Here is a 14,055-nt window from a genome sequence, read left to right as displayed (position 1 = left end):
AACTGAACTGAAGAGCTGAGCGACAGCCCGCCGGCGACGATGTCGGCGGGTTTTTTTGTTGCTGGCTTTTGTCGCTACCGGGCGCCCGCCGCCAGACGCACCGGCATACGTTTAGCGCCCCACTTGCCCGCGGCTCCATCGAACACGCCCGGCAGCTGCGCACCACAGTGCGAACATTTGCCGCGTGCATCGAGCTTCCATTCCCCCAGCTCGTACCAGTCGCGTTCAATGACTCGTTTGTTACAGCCCGCGCAGTAGGTGCTCGCCCCCTCGGAGTCGTGAACGTTGCCCGTGTACACATAGTGCAGCCCGTTGGCACGCGCAATGTTTCTTGCGCGAGTAAGGGTGGAAGCCGGCGTGCGCGTTTTGTCCAGCATCTTCCAATCCGGATGGAATGCCGTGAAATGCAGCGGCACGTCCGGCCCCAGCTTGTCCATGATCCAGCGAGTCATTCGATCGAGCTCGGCGTCCGAGTCGTTCTCGTCCGGAATCAGCAGCGTGGTGATCTCGAACCAGACCGAGGTTTCCCGTTTCAGATACTCCAGCGTGTCGAGCACCGGGCCCAGTTCGGCGCCACAGATCTTTTTGTAGAAGCGCTCGGTGAAGCCTTTGAGGTCGACGTTGGCGGCATCCATGTGCTTGTAGAACTCGGCACGTGGCGCGGCACTCATGTAACCCGCAGTCACGGCGACACTCTTCACCCCGAGCGCGCGGCAAGCGTCGGCAACGTCCATCGCATACTCCATGAACACCACCGGATCGTTGTAGGTATAGGCGACGCTGGAGCATCCGAGCCTGTTTGCAGCCGCCGCCAGCATCTCCGGCGATGCCTGGTCGGCCAGCGTGTCCATCTCGCGCGATTTACTCATGTCCCAGTTCTGGCAGAACTTGCAGGCGAGATTGCAGCCGGCGGTGCCGAACGACAGCACCGAGGTCCCCGGCAGAAAATGATTCAACGGCTTTTTCTCGATCGGGTCCACACAGAACCCGCTGGATCGTCCGTACGTATAGAGTTTGACCTCGCCGCGTTCGACACCGCGGACGAAACAAAGACCGCGCTGCCCCTCGTGCATGCGGCACTCACGCGGACAGACGTCGCATTGAACGCGGCCGTCCTCCAACACATGCCAGTACTTCGTAGGATGAATTTTCATAAGCGGACATTCAGAGTCGAGCGGCCGGCAGGCGAACTTTCATCGAACTGGCGACCGGCGTATACATACGTGCGTTTCACATCATGCGCCCGATCGCTAACCGGGGGAACGCGGAAAAAGTGAGCACCAAGGTTCGATCGCCGGCCGTGGCCGGCCTGTTCTATCCGGGCGATCCGGCCGAGTTGCGCGACTCGGTATCGGAGTATTTAGCACAGGCGCCCACCGTGGCGGGTCCCGCCCCCAAGGCGCTGATCGTGCCGCACGCGGGCTACATCTATTCGGGCGTCATCGCCGCGGCTGCGTACGCACAGGTCGCACATCAGCGTAGGCAGATTCGTCGCATCGTACTCATCGGCCCCAGCCATCGCGTTTATCTGCGAGGCATGGCGGCGCCTGCGGCCGAAATCTTGCAAACGCCGCTAGGTATGGTGACAGTCGATCGGGAACTCAAGCAGCGGGCGCTCGCTCACGAGCAGATGATCGAGTCGGACGCGCCGCACGCCAGCGAGCATAGCCTCGAGGTGCAGCTGCCCTTTCTGCAAATGCTGTTCGATGATTTCACGCTGCTGCCCATCGCGCTTGGCTCGGCCTCCCCGCCCGCCGTGGCGGCGGTGCTCGCGGACGTTTGGGGCGGCCCGGAAACATTGATCCTGGTGAGCTCCGATCTGAGCCATTACTTGCCTTACGACGAGGCGCGCGCCGTGGATGCGGAAACCATCGAGGCGATCTTGCGCAGCGAGCCGTCGTTGACCGGCGAACAGGCGTGCGGCTGCATCGGGATCAATGGCCTTTCATTTCTGGCTCGGCAACGCGAGGCGCGCATCTCCGAGATCGCCCGCTGCAACTCTGGCGATACGGCCGGCGACCGAAATCGTGTGGTGGGCTACGGAGCTTTCGCTCTCCATGAGTCTGGGTCCACGACAACGCACTGAGCTGCTCGCGCTCGCGCGTGCATCCGTCGAAGCGGCATTGCCGAGCGGCGAGCTCGTTCCTGCACCCGGCGAGCCCTTCGATCCGGAGTTGGATCGCCCGGGCGCCTCGTTCGTCACGCTGCGCATCGGCGAAGAATTGCGCGGCTGCTGCGGCACCATCGAAGCAACGCGTCCGCTGCACGTGGATGTTTGGAACAATGCGTGGGCGTCGGCGTTCGCGGATCCAAGGTTCCCAGCGCTCACGCCGCCGGAATGGGCCGATGCCGGCGTGCAGATCTCGGTACTCAGCGAGCCACAACCCTGCGACGTCCGTAGTGAAGCGGAGTTGCTGGAGATCCTGCGTCCGGGTATCGATGGCGTGATTCTTCGAGCCGGCCTCAGACGCAGCACGTTTTTGCCAGCGGTGTGGGAGCAGCTGCCCGATCCGCGCCGCTTCATCCGTCATCTGAAATTGAAAGCCGGCTGGCCCGCGGACTTCTGGCCAGCCGACATGCAGGTTTTGCTCTACACCACCGAAAGCTTCGACTAGCCGCTGCGCGACTGATCCAGCAGAGCGTCGACGGCCGCCGCGATCATTTCCGGTCGCGACGCCAACTCGGTTCGCAACGCGTACACCGAGCGAATGATCATGAACAGTTTCAGCAGCCGCTGCATGCCCGCCTCGTCCGAGGGCAGCACGCCAGACTCGGCCGCGCCGCGACGATAACCCTTCATGAACGCCTGCGTGGTCAACTGCAGCCATTGCGCAAGCTCCGGCTCCAGGCGCTCACGCTGCTCGGGGCGATGCGTGAGCGCATGCTCGAGCGCCACACTGCTGGCGTAATGGAACGAGATCAGCACGCTGGCGACATCGTGCAGCGGCGAATCCTTCTGCCGGCGTTCGGCGATGGGCAAGCTCATGTCTCCTTCGAAGCCCGTGAGCAGGAAATCGTCGGCCACCAGCAAGATCTTCGCCAGATGCAAATTGCCGTGCACTCGCGTGCGCAGGCCGTTGATGGGCTCGGCCGTCAGCTCGCGAATGTGAGTCAACAAACGTTCACGCTCGCCGAGCAACTGCTCGGCTCGCGTGCGCGTCGCTTCCGGCAAGGTGGACACACGTTGTTGGAGCGCGTTCAGCGCGGCATCTGCTTCGAACTGCACGGCGCTGTACCAGCGCGACAGATCCTGAGAGCGGATCGGTTCGGGCGCGAACGCCACATCCTGGGCCTTGGCCAGAATCGCATGCATTTCACCGATGCGCCGGCCGAGCGTCTGCATCTGAGTGGTGAACAATGCATGCGGCTGCTCGGGCGTGGCGGCGTCCTGCGCAGAAATCAATGTCACGTAGCGCTCGAGGTGATTGAGCGCGTACGTCCAAACGTCGCCCTGGTTGCCCACGTACGAGAACAGCGCAGCTAGCGGGGTGGTCTCCTCCGCCTCCCAGACGATGTATCCGAGCAACGGAGCGATGGCCCTGAAGCCCGCTTCGGTCAGCAATCTCGTCATCTCCAAGTCCGGATTCGGCCCGGTCTCGGCACGCCGATAAGCTTTCAGGAACAACGAATCGTCGATGATGATGTTGGTGTTGGTCGGCTCCGCACCGACATGGCGCACGTGCTGCAGATCGGCTTCTGGCAACGCCGGCAGCGGCGCGAGCGCATGGAAGCGGATCTCGCCGCCGGCGAACGGCAGCGTCGCGCCATTGGCCATGTTCTGCACCAGCCCGACACAGAAGAACGGATCGGCAAACGCATCGATCATCACACCGGCGCGCGCATGCTGGCGAACTTTCGCCAGCGTCCATTCCGCCGTGCGCAGAATGTCGTCGGAGCCGTCCTCCCAACCGATGGTGAGCGGGAAGACATGGCGACGACGACCGCCGCTGGCGCCCTCGACGTCCACGAAGCAGAGCAAGTACGAGCGCTGCTCGTAGCGCCACACACTGCGCGGGCCGAGGTGCAGCGCTGTGATATCGCCGCGATTGTGCGAGAACCAGCCGCGAGCCCTGATGAATTCCGGCAGCACTTCGGTTTCGAGCTGTTGCAACGTGCGGCGCATGAGACCGCCGCTGGCGGCCTGGGTGACTTCGGGGAGGAAGGTCGCGAGCCCCTCCGACAACACCAGCACCGGCAACTCGGTGGCAGGCAGGCGTTCCACGTGCCATGCCGGCGGCGCCGCCGAGTCGCTCAGCTGCAGCCAGAAAAAGCCATGCGCCGGCAAGGTGAGGAAATACGGCAGATCGCCGATCGGCGGAAAGGCGTTGCGTCCCATCAGCTCCACCGGCACGCGGCCTTTGTACTTCGACAGATCCAACTCCACCGCCTGCGCGGTCTGCGACAGGTTGGCGACGCACAGGATCAGCTCGTTGCCGCAGCTTCGCACGTACGCAATGATCTTGCGGTTCTGCGGCCGTACGAACTCCAACGAGCCGCGACCGAAACATTGAAACTGCCGGCGCACCGCCAGCATGCGGCGCGTCCAGTTCAACAGCGACGACGGATCGCGGCTTTGCGCTTCCACGTTGACGGCCTGATAGCCGTAGATCGGATCCATGATCACGGGCAGATACAACCGCTGCGGATCGGCGCGCGAGAAGCCGGCGTTGCGATCGATGCTCCATTGCATCGGTGTGCGCACGCCATTGCGATCGCCGATGTAGATGTTGTCGCCCATGCCGATCTCGTCGCCGTAATAAATAATCGGCGAACCGGGCATCGACAGCAGCAGGCTGTTCATCAGCTTGATGCGGTCGACATCGTTGCCGAGCAGCGGCGCGAGGCGGCGACGGATGCCGACGTTCACTCGCATGCGCGGCTCGGCTGCATACATCCGGTACATATAGTCGCGTTCGCGATCGGTGACCATCTCGAGCGTCAGCTCGTCGTGATTGCGCAGGAAGATGGCCCATTGGCAGTTTTCCGGGATATCCGGCGTCTGGCGGATGATCTCGGCGATGGGATAGCGATCCTCCAGCGCCACCGCCATGAAAATTCGCGGCATGAGCGGGAAGTTGTACGCCATGTGGCATTCATCGCCCTCCCCGAAATATTCGCGCACGTCTTCCGGCCATTGATTCGCTTCGGCGAGAAACATGCGGCCGGTATAACTTTCATCCATCGCGGCGCGCATGCGCTTGAGCACGGCGTGCGTCTCGGGCAGGTTTTCGTTGTTGGTGCCTTCGCGCACGCACAGATACGGAATGGCGTCGAGCCGCATGCCGTCCACGCCCAGGTCCATCCAGAAGCGCATCACGCGGATCACCGCCTCGACGACCTCGGGATTGTTGTGGTTCAGGTCCGGCTGATGTGAAAAGAAGCGATGCCAGTAGTACTGGCCCGCCACCGGATCCCAGGCCCAGTTGGAGGTTTCGGTATCCGTGAAGATGATGCGCGTGCCGGCGAACTTCTTGTCGTCGTCGCTCCATACGTAGAACTCGCGCTCGCGCGAGCCGGGCGGCGCCTTCCGCGCGGCCTGGAACCAGGGATGCTGATCGGAGGTGTGGTTGATGACCAGCTCGGTGATCACCTTCAGCCCCCGGCGATGCGCTTCATCGATGAACTGGCGGAAGTCCTCCAGCGTGCCGTAGTCGGGGTGCACGTTGGTGTATTCGGCGATGTCGTAACCGTCGTCGCGCAGCGGAGACGGATAGAACGGCAGCAGCCAGATGGTGTTGACGCCCAGCTCCTGGATGTAGTCGAGCTTCTGCGTCAGGCCGGCGAAATCGCCCATGCCGTCGCCATTGGCGTCGTGAAACGCCTTGACGTGCATCTGATAGATGATCGCGTCCTTGTACCAAAGCGGGTCGTCAGTCATGGCGGTGGTTGGCGGCTCGAGTGGATGGCGGTGGATAGGTTCAAACGCGTGCAACGGGTTGTCGGGTTCCCCCCGACGCCGGCCGGCCGCCACAAGTCGGCTCCGGCGCCGCGCACGGGTGAACCCGGTCACAGAACGGCGCGAAAGCTTCCGGCCTTTCACGAATCGAGTGCAAGCGCTGACTCAAGATCGCGACGGCCGAGCCGATTCCGCCCATGGGTGAGCTTCGCCCGAATCCGGCTGGCCGCGAACTAAGATAACCACGTATGTCGAGCACCTTGGACCGTTTACTCGCGCCCGGAATCCGCTTGATGCAGGTCGCTCGGCTGCCGATCAAGTTCGCCATCATCAGCACCGCTTTCATGGTGCCGCTATGCGTCGCGGTGTACGGCGTGGCCAGCTATTCGAAAAGCAATATCGAGTTCGCCCAGCAGGAGCAGCTGGGTACGGCGCATGTCGCGTCCATGAACGAGTTCATGGCGGCGTTGGCGGCTCGACGTGCCGGCGGCGACGCGAGCGCCAACGGATCGCAGGCGCTGGACAAAGCGCGTGCCTTGAACGAATCGCAGGGCGACGCCCTGGCGCTCAAAGATGAACTGCGCGCGCTAAGTAGCAGCTGGGGTGGCAGCGACGTCGACGATCTCGCCGCGCAGGCGCTCTCGCTCTATGGCTTGATCAGCGATAACTCCAAGCTGACGCTCGATCCGGATCTGGATTCCTACTACGCGATGGCCATTGTCATGGACTATGCGCCCAAGCTGGCGGAAACGGCTGCTCGGCTGGATGCCATGGCGCTGAAGATTCAAGCGGCGGGCTCGGTATCCGGCGCGGACGACGTCGCCATTCAGTTCATCGCTGCTCGCGCCTCCACGTATCGTGATTCGCTCGCGCTCGCCATCAAGCGCGCGACGGCGGCGAATCCTTTGCTGATTCCCAAGCTCGACAGCGGCGCGTTCGAAGCGGTTTACGCCGAGTTCAAGGAACATGCCGAGCGGTTGCGCCGGGGCGAGCCGGATGCGGCACGAGTGGGTATTGGCGGCAAGCTCAGCGAGCAAACTCTGGCGATGTCGGCCGCGGCCACAGCGGTGCTCGATGAGTTGCTCGCGACTCGCATCGAGGGTTTCGAGCAACGCCGGAATCTGCTGCTGGCGATCACGTTCATCGGTTTGTTCCTGGCTGTCTATCTGATCTCCAGCTTCTACGTTTCCAACCTGCGTGGCTTTGCGGCGCTGATGACTCGCATGCGCAAGCTCGCACAAGGCGACCTCACTACGAATTACCCAGCGCGCGGTACGGACGAGATCGCGCAGCTCATCGATGCGTTCAACGCCAGCCAGTCGCAGTTGCAATCGCTGGTGCTGAGGATTCGTGAGGTCACCGGCGAAATCGACGGCGCGGGTCAGCAGATCGCCAGCTCCAACGACGAGCTCGCTCAGCGCGAAGCGTCGCAATCGTCCGCTGTTCGTACTACCGCGGAGCGCGCTCAGCAGGTTCAAGAGAACGTGCAGCGCAATCTCGACAATGCCTTGAATGGCGAACGCGTCTCGGACGACGCGCGCGAGGTCGCCTCCCGCGGCAATCAGGCTGTGGGACAGGTGGTGCAGACCATGCAGGCCATCACCGGATCGTCACGAAAGATCGGCGACATCATCGGGGTGATCGACGAGATCGCTTTTCAAACCAACTTGCTGGCGCTCAATGCCGCTGTCGAAGCGGCCCGCGCCGGGGAGCAAGGCCGCGGCTTCGCCGTCGTCGCCAGCGAAGTTCGCAATCTCGCTCAGCGCTCGGCAAGCGCCGCCAACGAGATCAAGAAACTGATCCATGCTTCGCTCGAAGACGTGGAGAAAGGCGCTTCGCTGGTCAATGGCGCCGGCCAGACCATGCAGGAGATCCTCAGCTCGGTGCAGAGCGTGTCGCACATCATGCAACAGATCGCCATGGCGAGCCGCACCCAGAGCGACGACATCGCCCAACTGCACCAAGCCATCGATCGCATCGATGGTGACACTCAGCAGAATGCCGCTCGCGTTGAAGAGACTGCCGCGGTGGCGCAATCGCTGCGCACTCAGGTGGAGGCGCTGCTGGATGCCGTTGGGATGTTCACCCTCAGTACCGACGTCTCGCGTTCAACCGCGGCTACTTCGCAGGCCACGGAAGTTCGGCAGGCGGAAGCAAAGGAACGTTTTCGCTCGGCTGCCTGACTTTGCGGAAGACGACCCCTCCCCCGTGACCCGCTCCCGCGCACGGGCAATAGGAAGGCCCGGCGCGTAGATCTGCTGCCTCGCGGCCGGTGCATCCACAACCCGTGCCCGGCCGAATACCTCGATCAAATAAAGGAAGCACGCGGCCAGGTAATCGAACGGCCGGCGAGCGACCGCGAGGCAAATCATGAGTACCCGAGCCCTGCTGCAGATCCTGTTTGCAGCCATTCTGCTGTCTCTGCTCGCCTACACCGCGTGGGCCAGCATGCAACAGCCCGTGTGGCAGTGGCAGGGCCTCACGCAGGGGCCGGATCGCTGGTGGACTCTGGCGACCTTGATCGACGCCTACTACGGCTTTCTGACCTTCTACGTCTGGGTGTGCTTCAAGGAGCGAGGCCCGCTGGCGCGGCTGCTGTGGTTCGTGCTCATCATGACTCTAGGCAACATGGCGATGGCGAGTTACGTGCTCTGGCAATTGCACAAGCTCCCACCCGGCGCGCCCGCCAGTGACATCCTGACTTCTCGCGGAGTCACCCAACGATGAGCCCGTGGTTGCTCGTCACGCTCGCCACGCTGCTGGTCTTCGCGATCATGACCGCGCTCTGGTTGCTCGGCATTCGCAATCGTAACTTCAGCTACGTCGACATCGGCTGGTCCGGCAACTTCGCCGTGCTCGCATTGTTGTACGCGGCGCTCGCGAATGGCTGGGACACACGCAAGTGGATCATCGCCACCATGTACGCACTGTGGTCCGTGCGCCTGGCCGGGCATCTCGCCAAGCGCATCATCGGCGAGCCAGAAGAAGGTCGCTATCAGGATCTCCGTCAGCGCTGGGCGAGCAATCTCAATACAATGTTCTTCGGCTTCTTTCAGCTGCAGGCAGCGCTCAACGTCGTGCTGGCCCTGCCACTGCTCATCGCCTGCCTCAATCCCGAGCCGCGTCTGCATGTCCTGGAGGTCATGGGTGTGGCTATCTGGCTGACCGGCCTGATCGGGGAAAGCATCGCCGACAGCCAGCTCGCGTCTTTCAAGCGCTCTGCATCCAATCACGGCGCGGTGTGCGATGTAGGGTTGTGGCGCTACTCGCGCCACCCGAACTATTTCTTCGAATGGACGATCTGGATCGGCTACGCCGTGTTCGCGCTGGCTTCCCCCTGGGGCTGGCTGGCACTGGCGATGCCGGCGTTGATGCTGCACTTCCTGATCAACGTGACCGGCGTCAAAGCAACCGAGGAGCAGGCGTTGCGCTCCAAGGGCGAGCGTTACCGGGAGTATCAGCAGCGCACCAGTATGTTTATTCCGCTGCCAAGTAAAAGTTGAGCCATGACCGCCACAGCCATCACACCGCGTCCGGCCGATCCAGCCATTTCTCTGCCGTTCCGCCTGCTCGCGAGGGACATGCTGCCCGATTCGCTGGTGCGCTTCGGCATTCGGCGACTGCTGGCGGAGCGGCTGCGCGAAGAGAAACGCACCACTGAAGAGGCGCAACAGCGCCACCTGATGCGCTTCATCGCGCAACTCAAAGCCAGCCCGATCGCCATCAACACGCGCGAAGCGAACGAGCAACATTACGAGCTGCCGTGCGAGTTTTTCGAAATGGTCATGGGCAAGCACATGAAGTATTCATCGTGCTACTTCCAGCCGGGCGTCACCTCGCTGGACGACGCCGAGGCGGAGATGCTGGCGCTCACCTGCCGCCGCGCCCGCATCGCGGACGGCGAAGACATCCTGGAGCTCGGCTGCGGCTGGGGCTCGCTCACCTTGTGGATGGCGGAGCGCTATCCGAACGCACGCATCACCGCCGTCTCCAACTCACGTACGCAAAAGCAGTTCATCGAAGCTCGCGCCGCGAGTCGCGGGCTGCGCAACGTTCAGATCATCACCTGTGACATGAACGACCTGGCGCTGGAGCACCAGTGCTTCGACCGCGTCGTCTCGGTGGAAATGTTCGAGCACATGCGCAACTACGAACAGCTGCTGGCGCGCATCAGCTCCTGGCTGCGCCCCGGCGGCACGTTGTTCGTGCACATCTTCACTCACCGCGACTACGCCTATCCGTTCGAGGTGCGCGACGAGAACGACTGGATGGCCCGTTACTTCTTCACCGGCGGCATCATGCCGAGCGACAACCTGCTGAGTTATTTCCAGCGCGATCTGCGCCTGCAGGAGCACTGGCGCGTGGATGGCACGCATTACAGCCGCACCAGCGAGTGTTGGCTGGCCAACATGGACGCCAATCGAGCTCGGGTCGAGCCGATTCTGGCGGCCACCTACGGCGCCGAGAACATGCGCCGCTGGTGGGTGTACTGGCGCGTGTTCTTCATGGCCTGCGCCGAGCTGTGGGGCTATCGCGGCGGCCGCGAATGGTTCGTATCGCACTATCTCTTCAGCAAGTGAGCACCACGGAAAAGCTCATCTTGTGCGGGCGCGGCTCGAGTCGTAGCCTCTCGTCATAGCACGCACAACGAGATCGAGATGAGCTTGGGGGGTGGGTCATGAGAATCAGGCAACCGTCCAACGCCTGGTTACGAACGCTCAGGCTGGGCATGTTGCTCGGCCTGACCACGCTCATGATTCCGGCCGCCGCCGCGCCACCGCTGCCGAAGCGCCCCGAAGCGCAGCAGGAATTCTGGGCGAGCTATGACAAGCGAGATTGGACCGCGGCCATCGAAGAAGCGCACAGCCTGGTAGAACAGGCGCGCGCCAGCAACCAGCCCGAACAGCTCGCCAACGCGTTGACGCTTCTGGGCAACGCGCAGCTCAGCGGCGGCGATAAGGTCAACGCCGAGACCTCCTATCGCGAAGCTTTGCAGATCATCGAGTTGGCCGGCGTACGCAGCGGCGTGGCGTTGCTCGATCCGCTGCGCGGCCTGGGTTATTCCCTGGCGTTGCTCGACCGCCATCAGGAAGCGGTGCCAGTGCTGGAGCGCGCACTCAACATCAGCCATCGCACTCACGGGCTGTTCGACCTGAGTCAGCAGGGCCTGCTCCGTCAACTCGCCACCAGCCTGTTCCAGACCGGTCGTCTGGCCGACGGCGCCAAGCAGATGCATTATCTGCAGCGTGTCGGCGAACGCACCCATGGCGCCAAGGACCCACGCATGTCGCCCGTGCTGTGCGTGATCGGCGATTGGTATGTCGACACCGGCAACTTCATGCTCGGTCGCGAGCGCTATCGGGACGCGATCGGAATCCTCGAGCGCAAGCTGGGCAAGCACGACCCTGCGCTGGTTTTGCCGCTGCGGGGCCTGGCGCGGAGCTATGTGCAGGAAGTCTATTACGCCACTCAGGGCTATCAGTCACTGCACGACCGGCTGCTGCCCGATCCGCAGCCGGCCGAGTCCAAGGGCGTCAATCCCAAGTACATCAGCAGCGATGGCGAAAAGTCGTTGCAGCGTGCGCTGGACATCCTGGAGGCGCGGCCCGACGCCTCACCGGCATCGATGATCGACACACTGATCCAGCTGGGCGACTGGTATCAGCTCAAACAGCAGTCGCAAAAGGCACTGACCCACTATCGGCGCGCCGCCGCTTTGGTGGAGAGCAGCGATCAACCGCGGCCGGAACTGGCGGCAGTGCCGCTCAGCTTCCCGGTGCGGATCTACTATCCCCTGCCGCAACTGGCGATGCGCAATCGCCAGTTGCCGCCGGAAGAGATCGAAGAGAAATTCGTGGCCGTGCAGTTCACGGTGAACGACAAGGGCTACGTGGAAGACGCCAAGGTGATCGAGCAGAACGGCACGGAGCGCCAGGCATCCGAAGCGCTGCATGCGGTGCGCTCCTCCCGCTATCGTCCGAAGTTCGTCAACGGCGAGCCGGTGCAGACCGAAGGCCTGGTCAATCGCGAAGTGTTCAAGGTCCGTAAGCAGGCAGACGAGGACGAGGACGAGGAAGGTCGCTCGTAACCCACCGCAGTTCCGTCAGGAGACGGGCGGCGTCAGCGCGACCGCCTCGGGTTCGGGCAGCGGCCGGTTCGTTTTGCCCTGCTCGTCCTGCTGCTCCACCTCTTGTTCTTCGGCGGGCAGTTCGCTTGTCGCCGCATCTTTCTTCTCGGGCTCGCTGCTCGGCGCGGCGGCCGGCGCTTGTCCCCCTGCGCCAGCCGGCGTCTGCTCCTTGGGCTCGCTCTTCTCGGCAGGAGCTGCAGGCGTAGTCGTAGTCGTAGTCGTCGGCGCGACGCCAGGAGCGGGCGGCGTGCCACCAGCCGCAGGCGAATCGGCCGTCGCCGACTCTGGCAACAGTCCACGCATCACGGCCTGTTCGCGAAATTCGACCGCGAGCTTCGCGCCCGCATCTCGCATGGCCAATGCAGTCGCTGTGGAAAGCGGCGCCTCGCTCGACAATCCCTGCGACGGCGAGGTTCCGTAACCGGTGAAGCCCCAGGAGTCGGCGAGCTTGCCGTCGGGCATGTAGACATTCACGCGATATTTGATGCTGACCGCATAGAAGGGCGAGCCGGCGTCACGTGGCGTGACGAACGCATACTCCTCGATGCTCGGCTCGAGGATCGCGGCCACGCCGCCAGGAACCTGCGTGCCCGCATTCACGCTCTCGACCGGCACCACCCGCTCGAACATCGCGGCCATCAGACGCGAGATGCCTTCGGTCTGCGCCTTGCCCAGATCGACGTGCCACTTGGTGCTCCAGCGCTCTTCCTTGTGCACGTAGCTGGAGAATTCGGTGGGCATGAACAACGCCACCGCGACGGGAATCTTCACCACCAGCGGCGGCGGGATATTGGTGTTCGCCACCAGCTTCACGGGGCCGCAGCCCGCCAGCAGCACCAGCGTGGCGCTTAATCCGCACGCCGCGGCCGCCATCAACTGCCGCCGCCGTGCGTGCAGCCACGAGTTCGAGCGAGACAGCAGGCGATAGTCTTTCACGGTGACCTCATGAGCCCGGCGTGGCCTGGGCGAGCGCTTGGTTCGCAGGCTTCGGCGCGGCGAGGTTCTCCCCGATTCGAATGCGGGGGCCGCTGCGCGCCGGATCGTCCAGACCGACGAACGAACCGCCATTGCGTTGACAAAGGATTCGCATCAGCGTCGCAAAGCGAATGCTGGTGTACTGAGGCGCATCCGGGCGCACTGGAAAACCGATGGCGTGAATGCGCACACGCCGCTCGCCGGTGGAGTCTTCGCGATTGATGATGTCCACGCCCTTCACCACCGAGTCGATCGACGAGCCGGTGAATTCGTCGCCGAACACGTACAGGCTGATTTTCTTGTCCTTGGAGTAATAGGTGCGGATCGCCTCGACGATGCCCTCGATCGGACTGGAATTGGAGAATGCATTCCAGGTGCGCAGCCGATCCAGCACAGTGCGCCGCTGGCTGGGCGTGTCAGGAATCCACTTGCCGCGATAACCGCTGAACATGTACGTGCCTTCGTCGTTCATGATCTGGAAGCCCTTCACCTGCGGATACACGTTCAGGGTTTCCTCGACCTTGGCCAGCATCATGGGCCACACGTAGTTGAACATGCTGCCCGAGGTGTCGATGATGAAGATGATGTATTCGCTGTCTACCGGGATTCCGCCGATGGCGTCGTCCTTCTTGCGGCGAAAGCCCTCGCCGAGCAGGCGCTTCATCTCCTCCGTCATGGTCTGCTGCGCGGAGGCCAGCCGCCCCTCGAGCTGATTGGCGACGTCCGCCTCCTGTTTAGACGCCTGATACTTGCCGCGGATGTCGCTCAAGTCGCCCTGCAGGCGTGCGATGCGACGCTTCTCTTCGGACAATTGTTCCTGCTTGGCGGTCAGGTCGCGGTTCAGGATTTCCGCCTGGCCTTCGATCTCGATCAATTCGTCCTGCAGGCTCAGCAACTGCTCCTGCAGGTCTTCGTCGGACTGCTCGATGCTCGGCGTACGGATCTGGCTCAACACCAGCAGCAGCACCACCGAGCCCAGGCCGCAGGTGATGCAGTCCAGGAACGAGATGCTGAAGATCTCGGTTTCGCGGCGGGCTCGCTTAGCCATGCTGAGCTC

At 63.0% G+C, this 14,055-nt stretch carries 11 protein-coding genes; 7 read left to right on the top strand and 4 right to left on the bottom strand.

Translation table 11 applies throughout. The features are described 5' to 3' along the window. Nucleotides 1-74 precede the first annotated feature (74 nt). Nucleotides 75-1,154 carry an AmmeMemoRadiSam system radical SAM enzyme gene (amrS, locus tag JM946_RS07265; protein ID WP_203166480.1) on the bottom strand — a complete coding sequence of 360 codons (1,080 nt, stop codon included), beginning with the start codon at nt 1,152-1,154 and terminating at the stop codon, nt 75-77. An 83-nt stretch (nt 1,155-1,237) separates the two neighbouring features. On the opposite strand from amrS, the gene amrB reads away from it, so the two are divergent. Further along, nucleotides 1,238-2,086, top strand: coding sequence for an AmmeMemoRadiSam system protein B (gene amrB / locus JM946_RS07260; RefSeq protein WP_203166479.1), 849 nt, complete (start codon nt 1,238-1,240; stop codon nt 2,084-2,086). Then, complete coding sequence (gene amrA, locus JM946_RS07255; RefSeq protein WP_203166478.1) at nt 2,058-2,615, top strand: AmmeMemoRadiSam system protein A; 558 nt, start codon at nt 2,058-2,060, stop codon at nt 2,613-2,615. Before amrB ends, amrA begins: the two co-directional genes overlap by 29 nt. Here amrA and treS read toward each other — a convergent pair. Then, complete coding sequence (gene treS, locus JM946_RS07250) at nt 2,612-5,878, bottom strand: maltose alpha-D-glucosyltransferase (RefSeq protein WP_203166477.1); 3,267 nt, start codon at nt 5,876-5,878, stop codon at nt 2,612-2,614. The two genes, amrA and treS, sit on opposite strands and share 4 nt — an antisense overlap. Before the next feature lie 266 nt (nt 5,879-6,144). Between treS and JM946_RS07245 the strand changes: the two genes are divergently transcribed. The 5 genes from JM946_RS07245 (at nt 6,145) to JM946_RS07225 (ending at nt 11,984) form a co-directional block, all read left to right on the top strand. Further along, the gene (locus JM946_RS07245) at nt 6,145-8,079 is read left to right on the top strand and encodes a methyl-accepting chemotaxis protein (RefSeq protein WP_203166476.1); all 1,935 of its coding nucleotides are present in this window, start codon (nt 6,145-6,147) and stop codon (nt 8,077-8,079) included. A gap of 184 nt (nt 8,080-8,263) precedes the next feature. Then, nucleotides 8,264-8,623 (top strand): DUF1475 family protein, encoded by a 360-nt coding sequence (locus JM946_RS07240; RefSeq protein WP_322110914.1) that lies wholly within the window; start codon nt 8,264-8,266, stop codon nt 8,621-8,623. Further along, nucleotides 8,620-9,399 carry a DUF1295 domain-containing protein gene (locus JM946_RS07235; protein WP_203166474.1) on the top strand — a complete coding sequence of 260 codons (780 nt, stop codon included), beginning with the start codon at nt 8,620-8,622 and terminating at the stop codon, nt 9,397-9,399. Before JM946_RS07240 ends, JM946_RS07235 begins: the two co-directional genes overlap by 4 nt. 3 nt (nt 9,400-9,402) lie before the next feature. Continuing rightward, nucleotides 9,403-10,476, top strand: a complete 1,074-nt coding sequence (locus JM946_RS07230) for an SAM-dependent methyltransferase (RefSeq protein WP_203166473.1) — start codon at nt 9,403-9,405, stop codon at nt 10,474-10,476. A gap of 98 nt (nt 10,477-10,574) precedes the next feature. Then, nucleotides 10,575-11,984, top strand: coding sequence for an energy transducer TonB (locus JM946_RS07225; RefSeq protein ID WP_203166472.1), 1,410 nt, complete (start codon nt 10,575-10,577; stop codon nt 11,982-11,984). 15 nt (nt 11,985-11,999) lie between these two features. On the opposite strand, the gene JM946_RS07220 is transcribed toward JM946_RS07225, so the two are convergent. Continuing rightward, nucleotides 12,000-12,959 carry a hypothetical protein gene (locus JM946_RS07220; RefSeq protein WP_203166471.1) on the bottom strand — a complete coding sequence of 320 codons (960 nt, stop codon included), beginning with the start codon at nt 12,957-12,959 and terminating at the stop codon, nt 12,000-12,002. Between the two features lie 7 nt (nt 12,960-12,966). Further along, nucleotides 12,967-14,046 carry a hypothetical protein gene (locus JM946_RS07215; protein ID WP_203166470.1) on the bottom strand — a complete coding sequence of 360 codons (1,080 nt, stop codon included), beginning with the start codon at nt 14,044-14,046 and terminating at the stop codon, nt 12,967-12,969. Nucleotides 14,047-14,055 lie beyond the last annotated feature (9 nt).

It is taken from the genome of Steroidobacter gossypii (assembly GCF_016801985.1).
GTDB classification, from domain to species: Bacteria; Pseudomonadota; Gammaproteobacteria; order Steroidobacterales; family Steroidobacteraceae; genus Steroidobacter; species Steroidobacter gossypii.
This window is presented reverse-complemented; position numbering and strand designations above follow the sequence as displayed.